We start from the raw sequence: 23,382 nt of genomic DNA, 5'->3' as shown, positions 1-23,382 counted from the left end.
AAAATAAAAACCCGCTAAAGAGGTCTCTCCTGATAGCCGGAATCGGTGCCATACCATAGGACTGACACCGCAAAGCGCCATTTTAACAATATAGGCTTTCATGATGATGAACTGCCTGATAAAAACCTTCTAAACTGCTTTTTATATCACCATCCGAACGGAATGCCCCACACAATTTTATGCTCTCTACGTTATAAGGTTCGACGTCCAATGGAACGAAAAACGACGCTAAGAAAATAACCCTATGTTTTAACCGAAGGCGCAAATAAACTTAAAAAATGTGTCACGTCCGCAAAACTAACCAGTATGGGGGGTATTTATGCTCTCTTTTTTGCTCTCATCGGCATTATTTTCCTTTCTCTTAACTAAGGGTAAGTAATACCCAGCTTCGGGGCGTATTAACTTCTCGCGTTCCCTGGAACACTCTTCTGCCCCTTACCGGCAAATTAGCTTCAATTGTTACTTAAATTATTTTAAACTATTTTTCGTTTATATAGTTTTTTTAATTGACGTCTTTCTAAATTTAGTATTATATATAAATAATTCAATAAGTTACGCATGGGTCAAGTTCAATGGCCGTTGGGGTGAAGAAACTGGCGATAGGCCGGTTTCTCCGTATGTATACGGGAATAAATTTCGTGCACACAACGTTTTTTGTCGATGGTTATAATTCTGCTTTCTTATCTTACCGACGAGTGCACCGCATCTCTATCCTGCGCCATCTGCGCGACCCGCAGTTAGAACGGAGCGTGCATTGCTCGCAGAACCGTATCGAGTCTTATCACCAGCTACGCGGCCATCTTATCTCGGCTGCTGAACAAGTTTGATAGTGCAACGATCTTGTTGTTAGCGAATGAATATTAATTAACAACAAGCTGCAACAGTCATTCCCTACATTGCCTAATGTTTTCAGTTTGCAAAGGTAGGCACGGACGCAATTATGGAAAAAAAATGAGTACTGAGTCACCCCATTCTTCCCCAGAGCTGGACACCGGCCTGATTTGCCTAGCCATGTTGGCCCGATTTCACAATATGGCTATATCGACTGAACAACTTTCACACGAATTTTCTACCACTAATCAAGGTGTTACCCAGCATGAGCTGCTGCTGGCTGCACGGAAGTCGGGGCTGAAAGCCAAGGCTGTGCGTACCACACTTGCCAGGCTTGAGCACACGCCATTGCCCGCTATTGCTATTGGCCGAGATGGGAAGTTTTTTATTTTAGCTAAGCTGGATCAGGAACAAGCTTTGATTCAGGATCCACGTTCGGCGCGCCCCGAAGTTATCAGCTTCGAGGGGCTTGAGCAGCGTTGGACTGGGCAGTTGGTGTTGGTGCGTTCCAGTAACGGTCTGTCCGGCGAATCCTCGCGTTTTGATTTCACTTGGTTCATTCCGGCCATCGTCAAATACCGCAAGTTGTTGGGTGAAGTTTTGTTGGGGTCTTTTGCTTTGCAGCTGTTTGCCTTGGTGACTCCGTTGTTCTTTCAGGTGGTCATGGACAAAGTACTGGTGCACCACGGCCTAACCACACTGGATGTTGTCGCAGCGGGGTTGCTGGGCATCATGCTGTTCGAGTCGGCCCTGAGCGGTCTTCGTAGTTACGTGTTTTCCCATACGACCAGCCGTATTGATGTGGAGTTGGGTTCGGGTCTGTTTCGGCATTTAATCAATTTACCGCTGGCTTACTTCCAGGCCAGGCGCGTCGGTGATTCTGTGGCTCGTGTACGAGAACTGGAAAACATTCGTAGTTTCCTCACTGGCAACGCCATTACGTTGATGATCGATGTCTTTTTTTCCTTGGTATTCATCGTGGTAATGCTTTTTTACAGTGGCTGGCTGACTCTCATTGTCCTGTTGTCTTTGCCACTCTATGCTCTGGTATCGGCGTTGGTTACCCCTCTCTTGCGTAAGCGATTACAGGATAGCTTCACACGCAACGCCGAGAACCAGGCATTCCTTGTCGAAACGGTAAATGGCATTGATACCCTAAAATCAATGGCGGTTGAACCGCAGGCCATCCGCAAGTGGGACAACCAGATGGCGGCTTATGTTGCTGCGAGTTTCAAAACACAGGCCCTGTCCACCCTCGCCAATGAGAGTGTATCGCTTATTGGCAAGTTAGTGACGGTCGCCACGCTCTGGCTCGGTGCGCGCCTCGTGATAGATGGGCAGCTGTCGGTGGGGGAACTGATCGCATTCAATATGCTGGCCGGCCGTGTCAGCGGCCCTATTATGCGTCTGGCGCAATTGTGGACCAGCTTCCAGCAAACCGGGGTTTCGGTGCAGCGTCTGGGAGACATCCTCAATTCCCGTACTGAATTGTCTCAGGCTACACGTAGCACGGTACCGCCGCTCAAGGGGCGGATAGAGTTTGATCAGGTGCATTTTCGTTATCGGACCGATGGCTCTGAGGTGCTGCGCGGAGTTAACCTGGTCATTGGCGCGGGAGAAATCATTGGTGTGGTGGGCCGCTCCGGTTCTGGCAAGAGCACCCTGACCCGCTTGTTGCAGCGGCTCTATGTTCCGGAGCGCGGACGGGTCATGGTCGATGGCATGGATCTGGCATTGGCTGATGTGTCCTCGCTGCGCCGGCAGATTGGCGTGGTGTTGCAGGACAATATGCTATTCAACCGCAGCATTCGCGAAAACATTGCCTTGAGTGATCCGGGTGCGCCGCTCGAAGTGGTCATGCACGCCGCCAGCATGGCTGGAGCCCATGAATTCATCCTTGAACTGCCTGAAGGTTACGACACCATGGTGGGTGAGCACGGCACGTCACTTTCGGGTGGTCAGCGGCAACGGGTGGCTATTGCCCGAGCTTTGATCGGCAATCCTCGCATTTTGATTTTCGACGAGGCGACCAGTGCGCTGGACTATGAGTCTGAACGGGTTGTGCAGCAGAACATGCAAAGCATTTGCAAGGGGCGAACGGTCATCATTATCGCTCATCGGTTGTCCGCTGTACGCGATGCGCATCGCATCCTCGTGATGGATCGCGGGCAGATCGTCGAACAGGGAACCCACGCCGAGTTATTGGTGCGTCAGGACGGCCATTATTCACGACTGTATCGAATGCAGCAGGGCTGAAAGGTTTCCATTTCTCGCAACGTGCGATAACACCGGCTAATAACGTAACCAGAGGCAGAAGTGATCAAGACAAACATACCCCGATTCAAGGAAAATAACGTCATATGAGCGCCACCCTTTCCTTATTGCAGCGCTATCGCCACGCGTGGAGTCAGTCTTGGCGTCAACGTAAAAGCATGGATGTGTCGCCGCGACTCGCTCATGAATTGCAGTTTTTACCGACGGCTTTGGAGTTGCAGGAAACACCTGTTCACCCAGCACCGAGAATTTTCATCTGGAGTATTATGGGTTTCGCCGTATTGGCGTTGCTCTGGGCCTGCATCGGCAAAATCGAGGTAGTGGCTATCGCCCCGGGAAAGGTGGTTCCCAATGGCAAGACCAAGTTGATTCAATCCAGCGAAACGGCGGTAGTCAGAGCGATCCACGTCAATGACGGTCAAGCGGTGAAAGTCGGCGAGTTGTTGGTCGAACTCGACCCGACGGCGGCGAGCGCCGACGTCAGCCGGATCCAGAGCGAGCTGCTGGCTGCGCGTATCGACAGTGCGCGGAGTGCCGCCATGCTCGACGCGATTAATCAGCAACAGCCGCCGGCATCATTGGTAGGGACGATTGCCAACGCCAACCCTGAGCAGGTGCTCAGTACCCAACGCTGGCTTCAAGGACAATACCAGGAATACCGCAGCAACCTGGAGTTGGTGGACGCAGAAATCCTCCAACGCAGCGCCGAAATCCAGTCGGCTCAGGCTCAGGTGGCTAGCTTGCGACAAACGATACCGATTGCTACACAATTGTCCGAGGATTACCAACGGTTATTGACGAAACAGTATGTATCGCGGCATGAATATCTGGAAAAAGAGCAGACGCGGCTGGATCTGCAACGCCAGTTAAGCGTACAGCTGGCCAGTGTCTTGCAGCACACCGCCGCCCAGGACGAGGCGCGACGTCGGCGTGAGGCTGTTGTTGCACAAAATCGCCGCGCCATGCTCGACCTGCAACAGGAAGCCAATCAAAAAGCAGCGATCCGGGTTCAGGAGCTGGCGAAGGCTCGTTACCAGGAAACCCTGACCAGCCTCAAAGCCCCAGTGGCCGGCACAGTTCAACAACTCGCTATCCATACCGTCGGTGGAGTGGTTACACCGGCTCAATCGCTGATGGTCATCGTCCCCGCAGACCAACAGGTAGAAGTGGAAGCTATGCTGGAAAACAAGGATGTAGGTTTCATCCACGTCGGCCAACCGGTCACCGTCAAGGTGGAAACCTTCACTTTTACCAAGTACGGTACCGTTGACGGCGAAGTGCTCAATGTGTCGAACGATGCCATCGAGGACGAAAAGCATGGACTCATCTATAGCAGCCGTATTCGCTTGAAGTCTGATCACGTGCTGGTCAATGGTCAGCGAGTCGCGCTGTCTCCGGGCATGTCGATCACGGCAGAAATAAAAACCGATCAACGTCGGGTGATCGATTACTTCTTGAGCCCATTGCAGCAGCATATGGATGAAAGTCTGAGAGAGCGGTAAGCGCGCTTTGCCATACTCACCGTTTTCCGCCTTTGAGATAAGTTACCGTTAATGGTCAAGGATGTTTTTTCGCAGTCTTACTTTGTTTGGAGTGACGTGATGAAAGTTTTACAGGTTAATGAAAGGTTTAAAAACTGGCGAAATATTATTATTTTTATGAGCTTCACCTTATTAATGGCATGCTCTAAGCATATTGATACTGTACGTAAACCGATTGATGTGTCGCATTCTGGGCAATCCGTCGAGATTAATTTTGAACTCAGCAAGAGACAGGCGGGAGATTATCAGTTTGCCCTGCTGTTTGCTACTGGGCGTAGTCTTGATGAAATACGAAGGCGGGATAAGTTGTTCGGAAATGTGGATAAGGATGGAGTTGCTGTCCCCGTTTCGCTTCGTCTGGTTAAGGACGGCAGGGTTTTTTTTGACGAGAAAATAAATGCGGTGAGGCTCGATGGGTGGGAGTCCTTCTATTACAAAGAGAGAGGTATAAATACCGCGGTGCGCGATATTAAAACACTTTCGTTACCCTCTGGACGTTACTCTGCGGTAATTACTACCCTGGAGGATGTACCTGATTTTAATGGCATTCAGAGTTTTGTAGAACTCACGTATTTTAATCCGAAGATTTAAAATGGTATCAGTATAAACAAAGAAAATATCAAAGTTTGGAGTGACGTAATGAAAGTATTACAGGTATATGAAAGGTTTAAAAGCTGGCGAAACATTATTATTTTTATGAGCTGCACCTTATTAATGGCGTGTTCTAAGTACATTGATATATACAAATCGATTGATGTATCGCATTCTGGTCAATCCGTCAAGATTGATTTTGAAATCAGCAAGGTTGGAGAGTATCAGGTTTCCCTGCTGTTTGCGACTGGGGATAGTCATGAGGAAAGAAAAAGGCGATTTAAGTTGTTCAATGCTCATGGTGATGGGGTTGCCATCCCCGTTTTGTTTCGTTTGGTTAAAGACGGCAAGGTTCTTTTTGACGAGGAAATAAACACGGTGGGATCTGGTTGGGAGCACACCATTTATTATAAAAAGAAAAAAATAAATACGGCGGTTCGCAATATTAACATATTTCAGTTCACCCCTGGACGTTACTCTGTGGTAATTACTACCTTGGAGGATGTGCCTGAATTTAATGGCATTGAGAGTTTTGTACAGCTCATGCGTTTTCCCCCGAATATCTAAAATGGTATCAGTATATACCCTATACACTTCAAGTTGCCATTCGCAAGATGGAGGCAGATTATTATCTCACCGAATGGTGGGGAGATAACAAATGCATATTGAAATACGACAAGTATAAACAAAGGCAATATCAAAATTTGGAGTGACGTGATGAAAACATTACAGGTACATGAGAGATTTAAAAATTGGCGAAATATTATTATTTTTATGAGCTGCACCTTATTAATGGCCTGCTCTAAGCCCATTGATATATACAAACCGATTGACGTGTCGAAGTCTGGTCAATCAGTAAAAATTGATTTTGAAATCAGTAAGGTTGGAGATTATCAGTTTGCTCTGCTGTTTGCTAAAGGGGATGATTATGATGATGAAATGAAAAGGCGGCTTGAATTATTCGGTAGTATTGATAAGGACGGAGTTATAACCCCCGTTTCGCTTCATTTGGTTAGAAACGGCGAGGTTTTTTTTGACAAAAAAATAAATGCAGGAGGACGTGGTTGGGGACAGTCTTTCGATTATGAAGGAAGAAGAATAAATATGGCTGTGCGAAACATTAAAATACTTGAGTTACCCCCCGGACGTTACTCTGCGGTAATTACCACACTGGAGGATGTCCCTGCCTTTAATGACATCGAGAGTTTTGTCGAATTCTCCTATTTTAATCCAAAGATTTAATTTATTCAGAAAAAAACAAAGAGAAATAACAAATAGAGGAAATAATAAGTATGGAAAAGAAATACACTGTAACGTATAAAGTTGCCCCGATGGGGGCTAAGTATGTTTATCAGGAAGATAAGAACGAACATCAAGCGGGAGATGTACATTCTTCATCCGGCGGTCATATGTGGTATGTTTTAAATGACGGGAGCGGAAATGAAATAAGTTACGGTTTCGAGTCAAGGTATGATGAACCGTGGGGCGAAGGGCGAGTAACAAATAATGATAATGCCGCCTACCAACAGATCTCTTATGAAGTTACCGTAGCCTTGACTGAAGCTCAGTATAACAAGTTAGCTGCATTTTCGGAAAATCCAAAGAAAGTAGGTGGATTTAGGGATAAAGAATACAGTCTGCACTCTAATAGTTGCGTAGATTTCGTGTTTTTCTCATTAACATCCATTGGATACAATACGCATGGTATGCAAGGAAATCAGTTTCCCGTAAATAACATTATTCCTTTGAGTAATATGTTAAAATATAATGGAGCTGAAATTATTCGTAACAATCTGGTTCGTGATGGTAAGTATTATGAGTATCATGAGGCAAGAGATGTTATTAAAACTTTATGGTTGACCCCAGATGAGAATAAGAGCGTCTCCCCACCATCGACAAACTTGATTAACATTGATATCAAGTCCTCTCCACAGCCCCAGAAACATATTCAGGGTGAAAACAAAGCGCAGCAGGATGTTGCCAACGGTTATATCCAAAATTCAGCGACCCATAAAATCTTCACTTCTTCGGGCATTCTTGACAAAACCGACTTTGTTTCAACACAGATGGCTAGCCTTGCCACCGGTGGCATTCGTCCCGGTGAAATGCAGCTCGACCCCAATGTTCGGCCCAACACTTATCTATCGGAGTTCTACAAGCCTTTCTACCAACCCGGGGACACTAGCAAGCTGGACTTTGGCCTGCGCAACGCCGTGACGTTGAACGGCTTATCGGCGATGACGACGTTCAACACCTATGTTGACCCGCTGTTATTGGATTTGAGTGGCAATGGTGTGCACATGACCGACATCCGTGATGGCGTACTGTTCGATATGGACAACAGTGGTACGCTCAAGCGTAGCGGTTGGGCAGATAGCAATACCGGAATACTGGTGATCGACGATGGTAGCGGTCAGATAAAAAATGCCAGTCAGATGTTCTCCGAGTACTACAGTGGTAAGGCCGGAATAAACGGAGCCGCTGGCGAAAAAAAATTCAAGGATGGTTTTGGCGCCTTAGCCAGTGAAGATGCCAACAAGGATGGAGTGATTGATGAACGTGATCCGATCTGGAGCCAGTTGCGGGTTTGGGTCGACAGCACCCACGATGCAAAAGTCGATGCGGGCGAACTCAAGACACTGGCGGAATTGGGTATTACCCAGATAAACGTCCGGGCTTCGAACAAAACAGAAGTGCGTGATGGGAATAAGGTCGTTGCCAGTGGGTCGTTTACTATTAATGGTAAAACTCAGGAAATGCTGGCCGTCGATTTTCTTGGTGATACCGTTAGCAACACCCTGAGCACTCAGGGAGCTGGCACGAAAGTGACTTCCACCACCAAAGGTATCACTACCACGGCTTATGCCAGTCAGAGTAACACAGATGAAACCCTAAATGCTGAGCAACTGGGAGTAAGCAATCTGTATGGTGGCAGTGGCAATGATACGTTGATTGCGGCAAAAACCGGTAGCTGGCTGGTCGGGGGCGCAGGGAGCAATACCTATGTTGGCGGTGCTGGCGATGACGTTTTTGTCATCAGCGCTTCTGACGATACGAAAAATATTCACGGCAATGGGGGGCACGATACGGCGATCATTGTCGGCAAAAAAGGTATGGAGCTGAACATGGCTCAAGCCGGTTTGACTATCGCCCAAGGCGGTAGCGGCAGTGATGTCATCAGAAGCGGTGGAGCCAATGGTGTCTTTATCAAAGGGGGCTCCGGCGATTCGGTTCTGGTCGGTGGAATGGGTAACGACGTCTTGGTCGGCGGCAGTGGGCACAACACCATCATTGGTGGCAGTGGTAAGTCGGTTATCTATGCCGGTCCTCAGGGTGACTCAATTTATGCTTCCGAAGGTGGAAGCATCATTCACGCCGGTGGCGGGGCCGATAAGATTTTCGGCGGCTTGGGTGACGACGTTATCGAAGTGGGTCACGGTAATGCAACGATTGATGGGGACGGCGGGGTCAACATAGTCAGCCTACACGGTAACCACGGCGATTATCGAATCACCCGCACCGACAGTGGGTATGAAGTGGCCGATAAGGTCGCTGGGCGTGACGGCACGGTGACGCTGAAAAATATCCAAAAACTCAATTTTTCAGATATTTCGGCTGTTGATTTACAAATACCCAATGCTATGCCTGTCGAGGATGTCCTCACCCACGACAAGGACGGCAAGGTTTTTGATCGTACTCAGCCTCATCTGATTTCCGCAGAGAGCCTGCTGACCAACGATCAACATCTTAACAGTCAGGGAGCTTTGCGCATTGCCAATGTTGGGGATGCGATAGGCGGCACGGTCAGCCTCACAGCCCAGGGCGATGTTTTGTTCACCCCGGACCCACATTACACGGGCCTGATCAGCTTCAAATACGGTGTCACCGATGCGGCCGGTAATCCTTCGGCATCGGTAGTAGACCTGAACAGCGGGCAGACAGCGCCGATGCGTGCTGCTGTCACGCTACTGACCCCGGAAGTTCCTCTCGATCCATTGGCTGCTCAGCAATGGTATCTGAGCGATGCCAACATTCTGCCGGTCTGGAAGGACTACACCGGCAAGGGGGTACGCATTGGTCAGTTCGAGCCGGGCGGTAAGTTTGCCACCGCGCCTGAAATATTTGATATCAATCACCCCGACCTTGCGGCGAATGTCGACAAAGCTTGGTTGCAGACTCAACAAACCAATGGCACCTTGCCGAACGTGGTCTCCAACCACGCGACAATGGTGGCGGGTGTGATGGTCGCGGCGAAAAATAATGCAGGGGGCGTAGGGGTTGCCCATGATGCTACGTTGGGCGGTTATTATCTGGCCAATGACGGTGCCGATCTGGCGGGACTGGGGCATATGGTCAGTTTTGACGTTGCCAACAATAGCTGGGGATTTACCAACGATTTCGCACTCAGCAGCTTTCAGGACGGCTCTATAAATACTGCCGCGTCGCTGAGTATGAATGCGCAGTACGCGGCGGCCAATGGTCGTGGCGGATTGGGTACCGTCATCGTGGCGGCAGGCGGTAATAATCGTGCAGAAGGTGGCAATGCCCAAGGGTCGCTGACCAATAACAACCGCTTTTCGGTGGAAGTCGGTGCGATCAACGCACAGGGCGATTTGTCAACTTTGCAGATTGGTTCCTCACCGTTCTCCAACCCGGGAGCCAGCCTGCTGGTTTCGGCACCGGGCAGCAATGTTGTGTCTACCAGCCATATGCTGAAAACCGAACGTGGCTCAACTTTCGGCAATGACTACACCAGCATGCAAGGCACCAGCTTTGCCGCTCCGATAGTCTCCGGTGTTATTGCGCTGATGCTTGAGGCCAACCCGAACCTGGGCTATCGGGATGTGCAGCAGATCCTTGCCTTATCCGCTCGCAAGATCAACGATCCATCCACCGAATGGCGCGACAATAAAAGCCACAGCTGGAATGGCGGCGGTATGCATACCAGCAACGATTACGGTTTTGGTCAAGTCGATGCGCGAGCCGCTGTGCGCTTGGCCGAGGCTTGGATGACTCAAAGTACCGCTGCCAACGAGTACGTCTATAGCGCATCCAGCGGCCCTCTGGGGAAAACCTTGGCCGCGGGTGAGACGCTGACGTCGTCCATCGCCATGAATGCTGGTCTGAATGTCGAGCATGTCGAGATCGATTTTGACGCCCAGGTTGGCCGTCTTGGCGATCTGACGCTCAAACTGATCTCTCCCGATGGCACTCAGAGCATATTGCTCAATCGTCAGGGTAAGGTTCCGGACGGCATGCCGGGCGCAAGTGCGACCGATTTGGGTAGCAGCCAGTCGGGGACGTTCAAGTACAGCTTTATGTCGACCCATGATTTTGGTGAACGCTCGGTTGGCAACTGGACCCTACAGGTGACCGATTCGAGTTCCGGCTTGCCGGTCACGTTAAACGCCTGGTCGCTACGTTTGTACGGCAGCAAGAGCACCCCAGATGACACTTACTTTTACACCGACGAATATATCCAATCGGTGGTCGGGCAGGCCAACCGCGCGGTGCTGGATGACGCGGTCAATGGCGTGGCGGGTGGGCGTAATACCCTCAATGCGGCGGCTGTTTCGCGGGATACCTCAGTTAACTTGCTGACCGGTGTTGCCAGCATTGGCGGCACAGCGTTGACGATAAAGGATCCGTCGAGCATTCAGAACATCATCACTGGTGATGGCAACGATACGCTGGTCGCTGGTAATGCTGATGCATTGCTTGATGGCGGGCGTGGAAACAACACACTGGCAGGCGGTGCGGGTAAGGACTTCTTTGTGATCCATCGCCGTGAGACAGGCAGCGATATCATCAGCAACTTCGAGGCCGCTCGTGGCGAAATCATCGATCTGGTCGGATTTGGTGGAAAAACATTTGCCGATCTACTGCTGACGCAGCAGGGGGCGGATGTTAAGGTCGATCTGGGTAAGGGGCAAAGTATTGTCCTGAAAAATCAGACAATAGCCGGGATCGGTGCGGCGAACTTCAAGTTTCAGGACACCTTTATCGCCCCGATGGCTTACACGAGTAGCGACACCTCAACGCTCCAGCCACAAGAAGGCTTGGGAACCGTGATCCTTAAGGGCGGCGGCAAGGGTGTTATGCTCACTAGCGATGCTCAGGGTCAGATGAAATTTAGCTTGAATGGGACTATCTATAGTCATGACAGTGCGGCGTCAGACGTTTTTGTGGTGGCAGCCCAACCGGGCGTCAAGGACTACAAGAATGCATTACGTGGGTTCCGTCACGGCATTGATAAAATTGATTTGCGTCAAACCGGAATCACTGATTTCAGCCAACTAACCATCGCTAAGAGTAATCGTGGCACGATCAACGGTCTGTCACAAATTCATGGCGTTGACGTTACCTTTAATGGGGCCAGCGGTACTGATTCAAACGTGAAGCTGCTGTATCTCGATACCTTGGATACTTCGCAGGTCGATGCTGCCGATTTCCTCTTTGCGGATCCTTCGCCGGATTTGGTGCCAACGGTCGGGCCAGTGGTGACGCAATCTCCCGATAAACCGACGGTTACTGTACCGGGCTTATTGACACCCATTATCGACCCCCTTGGTGTTGACAAGCCTTTACCGCTTCCCTCTATCGACCTGAAGCCGCTTATTGACTGGGAACCGATTAAAATTCCTTCTATTGATATTGACCGGGAGATGATTAGACTTCCCCCTGTTAAGCTGGAGCCAATTAGCTTTCCCGTTCATGACCTAAGGCGCCTTCGTGACTGGATGTCACCTATTGACCGGGAGCCAATTATCATTCCTCCTGTTGAGCTGCACCCAACGCTTAACGTTCCGAAAATTGAGCCAGCAGTGGAACCTACACCGGTGACCACTGACCTTAATTCTATTACGGTCCAAAAAACTTTTGGCAAGGTTACTTTGGGGGACGAGAGCAAGACTATCAATGTGGAAGCTATAAGTGGCAAAGTGGTTGCCGGCAACGGTGATAATAAGGTGAATGTGACGGGACAGGGAGCCTATATCACGCTAGGTAATGGTAACAACGTCATTGTCGGCAATGTCGGCAGTCTAACAGTCGGACATGGCAATAATCGTATTACCGACACCGGCACTGGAGCTTTAGCTCAGGTGAAAGTAGGGGATGGTAATAACTATATCGTGACCAGTAGTACCATGTCGCGAGTGGAAGCCGGGGATGGTAATAACCATATCATGACCAGTGGTACTATGTCGGAGGTGAAAGTAGGGGATGGTAATAACAATATTGTGACCAGTGGTACTATGTCGACGGTAGAAGTCGGGCATGGGGATAACGATTTGGAATTTAGAGGTGAGGTGGGGCGGTTGGTGTTTGGAAAGGATATCAGCCCTGATCGTCTGTGGTTCCAGCATGAAGGACAGGATCTGCAAATTTCGGTCATTGGCAGCAAGCAGGAGGTAACGCTGCATAATTGGTATGCCAGTCACACCGAACGACCAAAAAGCATCATGGCCGGTGACGGTCATCGGTTGATGGACAGTGATGTCGAACACCTTGTTCAGGCGATGGCTGCATTTGCGCCGCCAGCGCCTGCGACCGCAATGCTCGGCGATGTCGAGCAACAGCGGCTGCAACCTGTGCTGGCAGCCAACTGGCACTGATCGCTAACAAGACCCGCGATGGTTATCGCGGGTTTTCATAAATAGGGCCAGTGGGGAACAGCCCCGTGTTATTGACCAAGGCACATGTCATCACAAAGTTACTTTTTCGACAAAGTAACTCTCTGAGATCCAGCCGGCCAGTTTGCCTGACTGATGTTCCAGCTATTGTATAAAAGCGCTGACGCACTGAACCAGTAACGTAAGTAGCTTTTTGTTATCCCATTATTAATTCCATTCTCATTAATTGTTAACTAAATGTTGTTGTTTGCTTGTAATATTACATTTTTATCATATTTAATGTAATAAAATTACATGATATGGAAAATAGAGTGATGATAACTGCTTAAAAGTGGTCGGATAAGTAGTAAATTTTCATTTTGTGCGGTAAAATTTTAAACAATTTACAGATGGATTATTTTGGGGATTCTGCTGTCCGGCAGGATCTTTTTTAGGAGGGTCTAATATGTCTGCATATCGTAAATATCCTCGGTACCAGATTCTTTTACGTCGTATTGGTGCTGTAACTGTAGGTGTGTTGGCGCTACCAGTTATGTTGTTTCGTTGTGATCGTGCCCGTTTTTACAGTTATTTGTACCGTGTATGGGTAAAAACCAGCGATAAGCCTGTATGGTTAGAGCAATCCGAGCTGGTTGCTCAAGTCAGAACTAACTGATGTTTGGCGGAGAATCTGGTTTTCCGCTGTTAATAGAGAGTTAAATAGTTAAACGCCTTGCCTGTTTATTCTGGCAAGGCGTTTTGCTTTATACCGGAATCGGAAAAATCACAAAGCTCAATTGCTATGGCTGGTGCAGATGGGTATGTTACTCCCACACAACCAAATACAGGACGAATATGATGCATAATATTGAGCTGGAAAATGTGATTAACCAAAAGCTGAATGTTGGTGAGTTTCAGGATTATGCGCCCAACGGTTTACAAGTTGAAGGGCGTGCTCATATTCAGCGGATCGTTACCGGTGTTACAGCTTGTCAGGCGTTATTGGATGAAGCGGTTCGCCATCAGGCTGATGCGATTATCGTTCATCATGGCTATTTTTGGAAAAATGAACCGGCGGTGGTTCGTGGCATGAAACATCGCCGTCTGAAAACGTTGCTCTGCAATGACATTAATTTATATGGCTACCATTTACCGCTGGATGCCCATCCATCATTGGGAAATAACGCGCAACTGGCCCAGAAGATTGGGGCGAAAGTTGTCGGGCTGATTGAGCCATTCGTGCCGTATGGGGAATTTGATCAGCCAATAACGCCGGTTGAGTTAGCTTCACGCATTGAACAGGCGCTGGGCCGTAAGGCACTGCATGTGGGTGATAATGCACCCGCAGAAATTCGCACTCTTGCCTGGTGTACCGGCGGTGGGCAGAGCTTTATTCAACCGGCGGCTGAATTTGGTGTTGATGCGTTTATTACCGGTGAAGTTTCAGAGCAGACTGTGCATATCGCCCGCGAAATGGGGCTGCATTTCTATGCGGCGGGCCATCATGCCACTGAGCGTTATGGTGTTAAGGCACTGGGGGAGTGGTTGGCTAATAATTATGGGCTGGATGTGACTTTTATTGATATTCCCAATCCGGCTTAAGCAAATTTTTCTGACACGGAAATAAACGAAGCCCACCAGAGTGGGCTTCAAAGCTTTTGACAAACTTTTCATATTTTCATAATTAACGTTGTTCTATCCGCTTTATAGAATTGTGAGTTTTGATCCTAATGATCCGGCTACACACGCAAGCGGTGGCTACGTTTGATAATTTAGAGAGCAGGATAGCGTGTATCCGCTCTTGAAAAACGAGCATACACAAGGAAGATGGCGAGATCAATTTTTACGATGATTTCAGTCGTGCTGGTATAACCTCAATTCCCACTAAGTCATTTCCCTAATTAAATAAAAGTTCTAACTATCAAGTTAAAGCTTCAGGTTGTTGACCAACCCATTTAAAAACATCCCCAAAGACATAAGCAGAATGCTACACACCTGCCAGGCTAGGGACGTAATATTATTAATAAACTTAAAGAACTGATGTTGATGTATAAAATTATCTCCATTCTTATTGCCACTTTATAGCATTTAATACATTTCATTCCCCATTGTCAGGATTAAACAACCAGATCTTGATCACATTTTGCGCTATCCATTCAGACAGGCAATTAATACAACATTAGAATAGTTTAATAATGTCACTATAAAATTATTAACTATTATCTATGAGAAAATTATCCATTCATCACCGAAGCCTGACAGGGCTTATTTTGCTGGCAATCTCCACACTGGCACAGGCTTCAATCCCTGTCAGCCCGGCGGATCAAGAAACCATCACGCAACAACAAAAAGCCGTGTTGCAGCAAGCCCAACAGCAACGGGAAGCGCTGCGCAACAACATCACTTTATCTCCACCATCCGAGCCAACACCCGGTGCACAAGGATCTGTTTGCCATACCATCCACCAAATTGAGTTTAAAGGTGCTGAAAGCCTGTCAAGATCAGTCAAACAGAACTTGATTCACCCTTATTTATCTCATTGTTTAACTTTGCAGGACATTAATGGGCTGATGCGTAAAGTATCGAATGCCTATATCGAACGGGGTTATGTCACTTCCCATGCCAGTCTCAAAGCACAAGATTTATCCTCCGGAACCCTCACTATTGCCGTGAATGAAGGTAAAATTGAGTCAATCAGCCTTGATGATGAAACACCCCTCTCACTCAAAATGGCCTTTCCGGGCATGATTGGAAAAACACTCAATCTGCGGGATATTGAACAAGGTATGGAACGCCTGAACCGCCTGCCCTCCCAACAGGTAACCATTGATATTCAGCCGGGAAAGCAACCGGGCTATTCTGTGGTTACCTTAAAACGAACCTCGACGCGTTTACCAATCAGTGTCAATTTAGGTGCAGATAACAGTGGTCAAAAAAGTACCGGCACCGGGCAAATCAATGCCAGTGTGAACCTGGATAATCCATTACATCTTGCTGACCAGTGGTCATTGTCTGCTGACCATAACAGTGATTTGCGCAATAGCCACCAAAACCGCAGTCTTTCTGCCAATGTGACGGTTCCTTATGGTTATTGGTTGTTCAGTTATCAATATGCGTGGAACGACTCTTTTCAAAACATCCCGGTCGATTTACAAGCTTATCGCTACGAAGGCGATAGCCAGACTCACCGATTGGCAATAAACCGGGCGTTATACCGTGATGGCGAACAGAAACTGGCTCTGGATATGGGATTGACGCACCGCCAGACGACCAATTTGCTGGCAGGAGAGAAATTATCCATCAGCAGCCCGACGTTAAGCTCTATCAACATTGGCATTCACTACAGTTCCGTACTGGCGGGTGGCTATATCACATTTAACCCGGCAATAAGCCACGGTTTACCGGTGCTCGGTGCGACACAAGATGATCCCCATTTCCCGGATGCGCCACGGAGTCAATTCCGCAAATTTAGCCTGAGTGCCAGCTATTTTATGCCGGTTACAGATTCCATTTATTACCTCTCATCCATTTACAGCCAAACCACGCCGGACAACCTTTACGCCAGCGAACGCCTTTCACTGGGTGGACAATATTCCGTTCGGGGATTTAAAGAACAATATCTCACCGGCAATCGCGGTGGATATTGGCGCAATGAGCTGAACTGGCGGATTTCAGAGCTTCCTGTACTGGGTGAACTCGCCTTAACCGGGGCGCTGGATACGGGGTGGTTACGGGGAAAAACCGGGCAAATTGATGGCGGTAATGTCACTGGAACCGCACTTAGCCTCTCACTAACGCACCGCCGATTCAATCAGGCGATAACTGTTGGCAAGCCACTCACTCACCCTGACCACCTGAAACCGGATCACTGGGTGGTTTACTGGTCTGCATCACTGATTTTGTAACGATACAAGACATAACCCATTGAAACAAAAAATTTCCATTGCAATAAAATAAGGACTGATACATGAGTCAACGTAGCACCCCTGTGGCTAGGGTCACGAGTTATCTTTTAATTTATCTTACCGCGGTCTATCCCCTTCATCCCGCTATTGCGGCTGGGATAACGCCAGATAATCACCACACACAGGTACAACATCAGGGTAATGTCCCGGTGGTGAATATCGCTACCCCGAATAGCGCGGGAATATCCCATAACACCTATCAAGAGTTTAACGTTGCCACTCAAGGTGCCGTGCTCAATAACGCCACACAGGCGGCGCAATCACAGCTGGCCGGGCAACTGAACGCCAACCCTAACCTGACAGGCAACGCAGCGGAACTGATTATCAATGAAGTCACCGGCAACGGACGCTCTGAGCTGCAAGGCCAGTTGGAGATTGTCGGCAATAAAGCCAATGTGATGATTGCCAACCCCAACGGCATTACCTGTGATGGCTGTGGTTTTATCAATACCGCCAGCGCAACCCTGACCACCGGGAAACCTCAGTTTGACAAACAGGGTGCGCTGGAAGCCCTGGAAGTTAAACAAGGCCAGATCACCCTTGGCGGCAAAGGGCTGGAGGGTAAAGTGACGGATTATGTCGATATCATCAGCCGGGCCACGGAGTTAAATGGAAAAATTCAGGCCAATAATCTCTCTCTGACGCAGGGCACCAACCGCATCAGTTTAAAAGACGGCACAGTTAAATCCATTGCCGGAGAAGGTGCTAAACCGCAATTAGCTATTGATACCAAAGCGCTGGGCGGTATGTATGCCAATAAAATCCGGCTGGTCGCCACTGAAGATGGCGTTGGGGTTAATCTGAAAGATGTGGTTAGCGACCAGCGTGATATCACCTTAAACGCCAACGGCAAAATTGAATTAGGAAATACCCACGCTAAAACCGACTTAAATATTATGGGCAAAGAAACTTATATTGCGCCGAATATTAACGTGCAAGCGGGCCGGGATATTACCCTGGCAAACACCACCCTGGAGAATAAAGGCAGCGTGACCGCCGGTCGGGATATGCGGGTATTCGGTGACACTGTGTGTAATACCGGTGATAAAGCCTTACTGCAAGCCAGCAATAATCTGTGGATACAGAAAGATGCGCAGGGGAATAAAGGTCAGTTAGTCGAGAATAGATCGGCAACGATAAAAACCGTGAAAGAGGATTTGGTTATCCGCACGAATAAATTGAATAACGTGCGCGATGTTTTCACCCCCCAGTGGCATGAAAAAACACCGGATTCACATTCCTTCACCGCGAATGTGCTTGGGAACGGTTGGAAAGATGATCCTAATCTGTTGATCATCATCGAGCCCTATCTGAACAATCCGCCGGCGGGAAAATGGTTCGGCCACGTCAACATTAAAGAAAATCCCCAGGTAAATGACAGGCAAAAAACATTAACCGTCACCGGGGCCAGCCCGGAAGCCCAAATACTGGCGGGTAATCACCTGTATCTCAACGGCGATCAGATTGTGAATGCCCAGAGTAAAATCGCGGCGAATAAAAATCTTATTATGACGGGAAACCATTATCTCAATAGCAGTGTTTCCCTCGGCAACCTGCATGGGTTTACCTCATATGCTTTCCCCGAAATAAATGAGCATTTCAGATGGAAAGATGGCATTGGTCACTCGATAGACGAGGCCAAAAAGCAATTTCCCGACATGGAACTTGAGCCGATTTATGTCGACCTGATTAAACAGGGCGAAAGTACCGCTTTTTATCCGTCCGGGGCGGTAATGGGCACGGTTTCTGCCGGGGAAAATTTTATCGCGGACTTCAACGATGACATCAAATTTGACACCCCATCTCCCATCGGAGAGACCTCGCTTAAGGAGCGTGGATATAACGGCGTCAACACCGTGGTCTCCGCTAATAACATCGTGCTGCACGCCAAGAATATCTGGGGTGAAAGCGGTTTTCAGGCAAAACAGGATTTTTCCGCCATAGCAGAAAATAATCTCCATCTTCAACATGCTGACCTCCAGGCCGGTCAGGCGCTTTCCCTGTTGGCCGTTAATCACCTAAATGCCACACAAACTGCGCTGGGCGGCAAAGACATCAACCTGATTGCCCGTCAGGGCGATATTCGATTCAGTGAACCGGATATTCACTATTACGACAGTGACGGCAAACCGCACGTTTCCCAACTGAATGCCGGTGAAAAAGTGACGTTACAGGCGGGTAAGAATATTCACCTGGAAAACGTGGCGGTCGCCAAAAACACCCAACTGGGCCTGTATGCCGGTCAGGATATTCAGCTGGTACGCAATGAAAGCCGGCTCACCCACGCGCCCCTCGGCAAGCCGCCCGCCGATTATGAATCCCGGCTGAAACAGGTGGGAAGTTGGGAAAGTAGCGGGGACATGGTGGTTTCTGCGGGTCACACCCTGCAAATTCAGGGGCTCACCTTCAATGCCGGTCAATCAATCAGTCTGCATAGTGGGCAAGATATCGATTTATCCCCCCGCGCGCTGAATAAAGACGATGATAACGCCTTTAAAACACAACGCCGCCCGGAAATGCGTGCACAACTGCTGGCCGGTCACCATCTCACGTTAAATGCCGCCCGGGATATCCACTTGCAGGGTGCCAATCTCCGGGCCAACAATCAGGCCACCATTCTGGCCGGCCGGAATATGACCCTGGGAGCCTTGCCGTATTCCGCCCTCACCCATCCATCAGATGAACATCAGGATGAACGCCATCAGGGGGCAGACCTTCGGGGAGAAAAAGGGCTGACGCTGACCGCTAATGGCACCCTGACCACCCAAGGGAGCACGCTGAACTCAGCCGGTCACATCATGCTCACCAGCGGGGGCAATATGCGCGTTGAATCGGTGCGTAACCATACGAGCGGAGAGGGAACCGAACGCTACACCCAGCAAGGCACCGAGATAAACAGTGGTGGCAATCTGACTATGCTCTCCGGTGGGAATATTCTGTTTCAGGCGACAAAACTGATGGCGAAAGGCGCGATGGACATTGCGGCGCAAGGGGGATTCCTGTACGCCCAGGCCATGGAAGAAACCTATCGATGGGAAGAAAAACAGAAAAGCTGTAAAAAAGTCCTGGGCATTCAGTCCTGCACGTTTTTTGGCTCTAAAACGGAAACCCGGAGAAAAGAGAGCGCCACGAATAAAGTCACCGAATTTACCGCCGACGGTAATATTAATCTGCTGGCAAAAGATGATGTAACGCTGGAAGCCGCAAAGGTTAACACGCAGAAAAATGCCGGTATCACCAGCCGGACAGGTCAGGTGAATTTCAAGGCGGTGAAGAATACCCGATTTGAACAGACCCTGACCGAGTCCACAGGCTTTTTTATTACCCACAGTGATAAAGGCTACATTGAAAATACCTGGGTGCTGCCGGCGATCCATTTCGGTGGAAAACTCACCGTAGAGGCCGCCAACGGGATCAACGCGGATATCAAAGCCCAAAATGATCAGTCATTACAAAATGCCGTGTCAGTTTTCGGTAATACCCCGGAAACCGCCTGGCTGAAAGGACTGAGTGAACGTCAGGATGTGCAATGGAACTTAGTCAAAGATGCGTATGACCGCTGGGATTATAAGAGCCAGCACCTGAATCCGGTGGTTTCGGCGGTTATCGCGATTGCTGTCGCCACCGTGACGGCAGGCGCAGGCATAACGGCTTCGGTGGCCGGATCAGCCGCAGGCACGGCAGGTTCAGCGGCGACGGCAGCGGGGGCAACCGCCAGTACCGCCGCTACCGTGGGCTCAATGGCTTACGGTGCGACAGCTTCCGGCATGGCGTCTCTGGCCTCTCAGGCAGCGGTCGCTCTGGTGGATAATCAGGGTGACTTGTCCAAAACTTTAAAAGCGATGGGAAGCAGCGATACCGTTAAATCCACTTTCACGTCCATGGCAATGGGTGGCGCATTAGCGGGCTTTGACACGGTGATGGGATGGGATAACGCGGCGAATGGTGCAAAACTGGATCCGTTAAAGGCAAAATTACCTTCCCTGAGCAACGGCGACTGGAGCAAAGTCGCTCAGCGGGTCGCGGGCCAATCCATCATCAGTTCCAGCCTAGGAACAACGATGAATGGCGGCAGCTTTAAAGACAATTTCACCACGGCTTTGCTGTCTAATATTGGCAGCCAGATTAACGCCGAAGGGGCCAATCTGATTGGCAATAACGGCCAGGTTCTGGGTGTGCCGGGTAAAGCAATTAGCCATGCGGCTGTCTCCGCTCTGGCGGCCGAGATCGGTGGCGGTAATGCAAAAGGGGCCGCGGCAGGTGCATTAGCAGCGGAACTGGCAGCAATCACGCTGGATAAAACCTTCAGCGACCCGATGAACATTCAAACCGGTGGCAAGATTATCGGTGGTGTTGCAGGCGCGATTGCGACTAATAGCGCAGAAGGCGCTAACAGTGGTGCTCATGCCGGTGAAATCGTGATCCTCTTCAATCACCTGCATTCCATGAGTGTTTACAATCTGACCAGAGAACTTCAAGAGGCAAATAAGCAAGGAGCCTCTACCGAAGCCATCTGGAACAAATACGGAGAACTGAGCGCTGCGCAACGGGCAGAAATGTTGTCTAACTGTGCCGGAAACGGCGGATTATGTACACTGACCTATCAGGCCGAAATGGACGGTGGGATAAAAACAGCCGATGCCGTTAGTGGCCTGAGATGGATGTTTGGCTTATCAGAGGCAGATGCCCATCATCTCAGCCAGTTTGTGACGACAGAAAACCAGAACGATTTAGGGCTGTTGTATAACGCTCTGCCCGCCTGGGAAAAAGGTGCACTGATAGCCAAAGAAGCGGTAGAATCTGCCGGTATTGGTGGTGCTATCGGTGGTAAGGTTTCAGTTGCGTCGATTGTTGGGAAACATCGAGGAAGTGCAATACCGGTACCGGAGCCAATAGTCGCTTCTAATGGGCTAACTTACAAATCAAATCCTAAACATACTCCCGGAGGTGATGGAAATCGCAAAAATGCAGGAATAGAACCTAAAGACTCTCTAATTCTTTTTGAAAACTCTATACCAAGCTCAAAAAACTATAACAATAAAGAGGTTCGGTTCTCAGTAGACAAGAACGGTAACGTTCACCGATTCGAAGGAACTAACGGAGAATATCATTGGAATGGCAGCTCCGGAGATATTAACAATTCCTTAACAAGCAAACAGGTGCCAAGTGATATTCAGAAAAAACTAGGAGTGAAACTAAAGTGATTTATGGTGATCCATTTTACTTTTCTCTTCAATTTGACATTGTTGAGTCATGGAACTCTCCAGATAGCTTTTGGAAAAATGGCGTATTTTCTTTCTATCTAGAAGGAAATAAATTATTTGACCTTGTTGATGTTTTCGAATTAAGAACAACAATTGGCTTTTACTCAAATATGAAAATAGATGAGTTGGCATGTAATGATATTCCCTTTGATCCTATTACCTTATACAGAAATGCAGAAAGTTATTTTACAGGAGAAGGAGAAGATCTTATTGATAGCTTGTTTGATATGACTTGTACTGCAATGGGGGATAATGGCTATTATATTTACTTTATGAAAACAAGCCAAAATGATCGCCTGATTTGGAGTGTTGATGATGGGAATACAATAAAAGAGACTTTATTACCTGCCGGTACAGTTCATTCTGTAATTCAAGAAATGTCACAATGTCCGTTAACCAAAATATTTACTAGTGGTTAGCGTCAAAATTACAGTGGTGAAATAATGAACAAGCATCCTGACCAAGGGTTGAATGCCGGAGCTAAATTTAATGGTGATTTTTATTCAATACAAACCCATTCAGGCAACGGCTTATTAGGGGTAGATCCCTTAGGAAGCAATCATTTATTACAGCCAATTGTATCTGATCAAGAGTTGGGAAAGGCTGTGCTTGATGCTTTGTCAAAAAGCAGAGTAATTCCACTTGATGAATGTGGGGATTATTTTGATTATGATGCAAATGACAAACAGTATAAAGATTGGATCACAGAGATGGTGGGATCTTATAGTTACCGCTCAAAACGTCAGTTATTTAAAAAGATGAATAACTGTGATATCTGTTTGTTAGATGGAGTCATAACTATTATACCCTATGGTCATGAAAAACTTGAGCTTTGGACAGGAAAAGGCATTGTTGAATCTGATTATGTCGTGATCCCAGCAGACAGTTCTCCAGAGGAAGTTGGTGCAGCATTACGATTGGCTTTTTCACGTTGCAGAAGTTATGTTTAATGATAAAACAACAGTTTGTTTTTCACTGATTAGCTATGAGCTTTGATTTATAGAGTTAATTAAGGTGGATACGTAATCATTATTATGTATCCGCTAATTATCTCAAAAGGCTTAAAACGTTATTCAATGAGCTTTACCGCTAAAATCACGGTGGTGAAATAATGAGTGTGGATTTTAAATCGCTTTCCATAATACCGATACATCTATGTATTTTTCTTTTTCTGGACAATAAAATACTTTATATAAAAAATTCATTTAACCATAAGTTAAATTTTTTAAAAGGATATTAATTATATTTAATCGAAATCCATTAACCATTAAAAGAGTGTTAAAAAATCAGCAAAAAAAGAATA

Annotated in this window: 12 protein-coding genes and 1 pseudogene; 12 read left to right on the top strand and 1 reads right to left on the bottom strand. The window is 48.1% G+C overall.

Annotated features, from left to right (window positions below; all coding sequences use genetic code 11):
- Nucleotides 1–951 precede the first annotated feature (951 nt).
- The 6 genes from ACGF63_RS18165 to ACGF63_RS18140 all read left to right on the top strand — a co-directional run bounded on the left by ACGF63_RS18165 (nucleotide 952) and on the right by ACGF63_RS18140 (nucleotide 12,853).
- Nucleotides 952–3,087: a type I secretion system permease/ATPase gene (locus ACGF63_RS18165; RefSeq protein ID WP_132356137.1), complete on the top strand. Its 2,136-nt coding sequence runs from the start codon at nucleotides 952–954 to the stop codon at nucleotides 3,085–3,087.
- A gap of 104 nt (nucleotides 3,088–3,191) precedes the next feature.
- Nucleotides 3,192–4,607: an HlyD family type I secretion periplasmic adaptor subunit gene (locus tag ACGF63_RS18160; protein ID WP_387632558.1), complete on the top strand. Its 1,416-nt coding sequence runs from the start codon at nucleotides 3,192–3,194 to the stop codon at nucleotides 4,605–4,607.
- 99 nt (nucleotides 4,608–4,706) lie between these two features.
- Nucleotides 4,707–5,237, top strand: a complete 531-nt coding sequence (locus ACGF63_RS18155; protein ID WP_387632556.1) for a DUF5625 family protein — start codon at nucleotides 4,707–4,709, stop codon at nucleotides 5,235–5,237.
- Nucleotides 5,238–5,285: 48 nt separating this feature from the next.
- Complete coding sequence (locus tag ACGF63_RS18150; protein ID WP_387632555.1) at nucleotides 5,286–5,804, top strand: DUF5625 family protein; 519 nt, start codon at nucleotides 5,286–5,288, stop codon at nucleotides 5,802–5,804.
- 150 nt (nucleotides 5,805–5,954) lie between these two features.
- Nucleotides 5,955–6,479, top strand: coding sequence for a DUF5625 family protein (locus tag ACGF63_RS18145; protein WP_387632552.1), 525 nt, complete (start codon nucleotides 5,955–5,957; stop codon nucleotides 6,477–6,479).
- Between the two features lie 50 nt (nucleotides 6,480–6,529).
- Nucleotides 6,530–12,853, top strand: a complete 6,324-nt coding sequence (locus ACGF63_RS18140; RefSeq protein ID WP_387632549.1) for a S8 family serine peptidase — start codon at nucleotides 6,530–6,532, stop codon at nucleotides 12,851–12,853.
- A 22-nt stretch (nucleotides 12,854–12,875) separates the two neighbouring features.
- Here the strand turns inward: ACGF63_RS18140 and ACGF63_RS18135 are convergent.
- A pseudogene (locus tag ACGF63_RS18135) lies at nucleotides 12,876–13,069 on the bottom strand (hypothetical protein); the annotation flags it as partial.
- Nucleotides 13,070–13,316: 247 nt separating this feature from the next.
- Between ACGF63_RS18135 and ACGF63_RS18130 the strand changes: the two are divergent.
- The 6 genes from ACGF63_RS18130 (at nucleotide 13,317) to ACGF63_RS18105 (ending at nucleotide 23,029) form a co-directional block, all read left to right on the top strand.
- Nucleotides 13,317–13,526 (top strand): YbfA family protein, encoded by a 210-nt coding sequence (locus tag ACGF63_RS18130; protein WP_152963679.1) that lies wholly within the window; start codon nucleotides 13,317–13,319, stop codon nucleotides 13,524–13,526.
- A gap of 182 nt (nucleotides 13,527–13,708) precedes the next feature.
- Nucleotides 13,709–14,452, top strand: a complete 744-nt coding sequence (locus tag ACGF63_RS18125) for a type 2 GTP cyclohydrolase I (RefSeq protein WP_162524227.1) — start codon at nucleotides 13,709–13,711, stop codon at nucleotides 14,450–14,452.
- Nucleotides 14,453–15,075: 623 nt separating this feature from the next.
- Complete coding sequence (locus ACGF63_RS18120) at nucleotides 15,076–16,755, top strand: ShlB/FhaC/HecB family hemolysin secretion/activation protein (protein ID WP_387632547.1); 1,680 nt, start codon at nucleotides 15,076–15,078, stop codon at nucleotides 16,753–16,755.
- Nucleotides 16,756–16,817: 62 nt separating this feature from the next.
- A complete protein-coding gene (locus tag ACGF63_RS18115) occupies nucleotides 16,818–22,019 on the top strand; it encodes a DUF637 domain-containing protein (protein WP_387632544.1) in 5,202 nt (1,733 codons plus the stop codon).
- The gene (locus ACGF63_RS18110) at nucleotides 22,016–22,498 is read left to right on the top strand and encodes an immunity 42 family protein (protein WP_132356436.1); all 483 of its coding nucleotides are present in this window, start codon (nucleotides 22,016–22,018) and stop codon (nucleotides 22,496–22,498) included. The genes ACGF63_RS18115 and ACGF63_RS18110 overlap by 4 nt, the downstream gene beginning before the upstream one ends.
- Before the next feature lie 24 nt (nucleotides 22,499–22,522).
- Nucleotides 22,523–23,029, top strand: a complete 507-nt coding sequence (locus ACGF63_RS18105; protein ID WP_132356435.1) for a contact-dependent growth inhibition system immunity protein — start codon at nucleotides 22,523–22,525, stop codon at nucleotides 23,027–23,029.
- Nucleotides 23,030–23,382: the final 353 nt, after the last annotated feature.

This window comes from Photorhabdus sp. RM322S, from assembly GCF_042879395.1.
Lineage (GTDB): Bacteria > Pseudomonadota > Gammaproteobacteria > Enterobacterales > Enterobacteriaceae > Photorhabdus > Photorhabdus khanii.
Note: the sequence above shows the minus strand (reverse complement) of the source record. Positions and strands in the feature narration are given on the sequence as shown.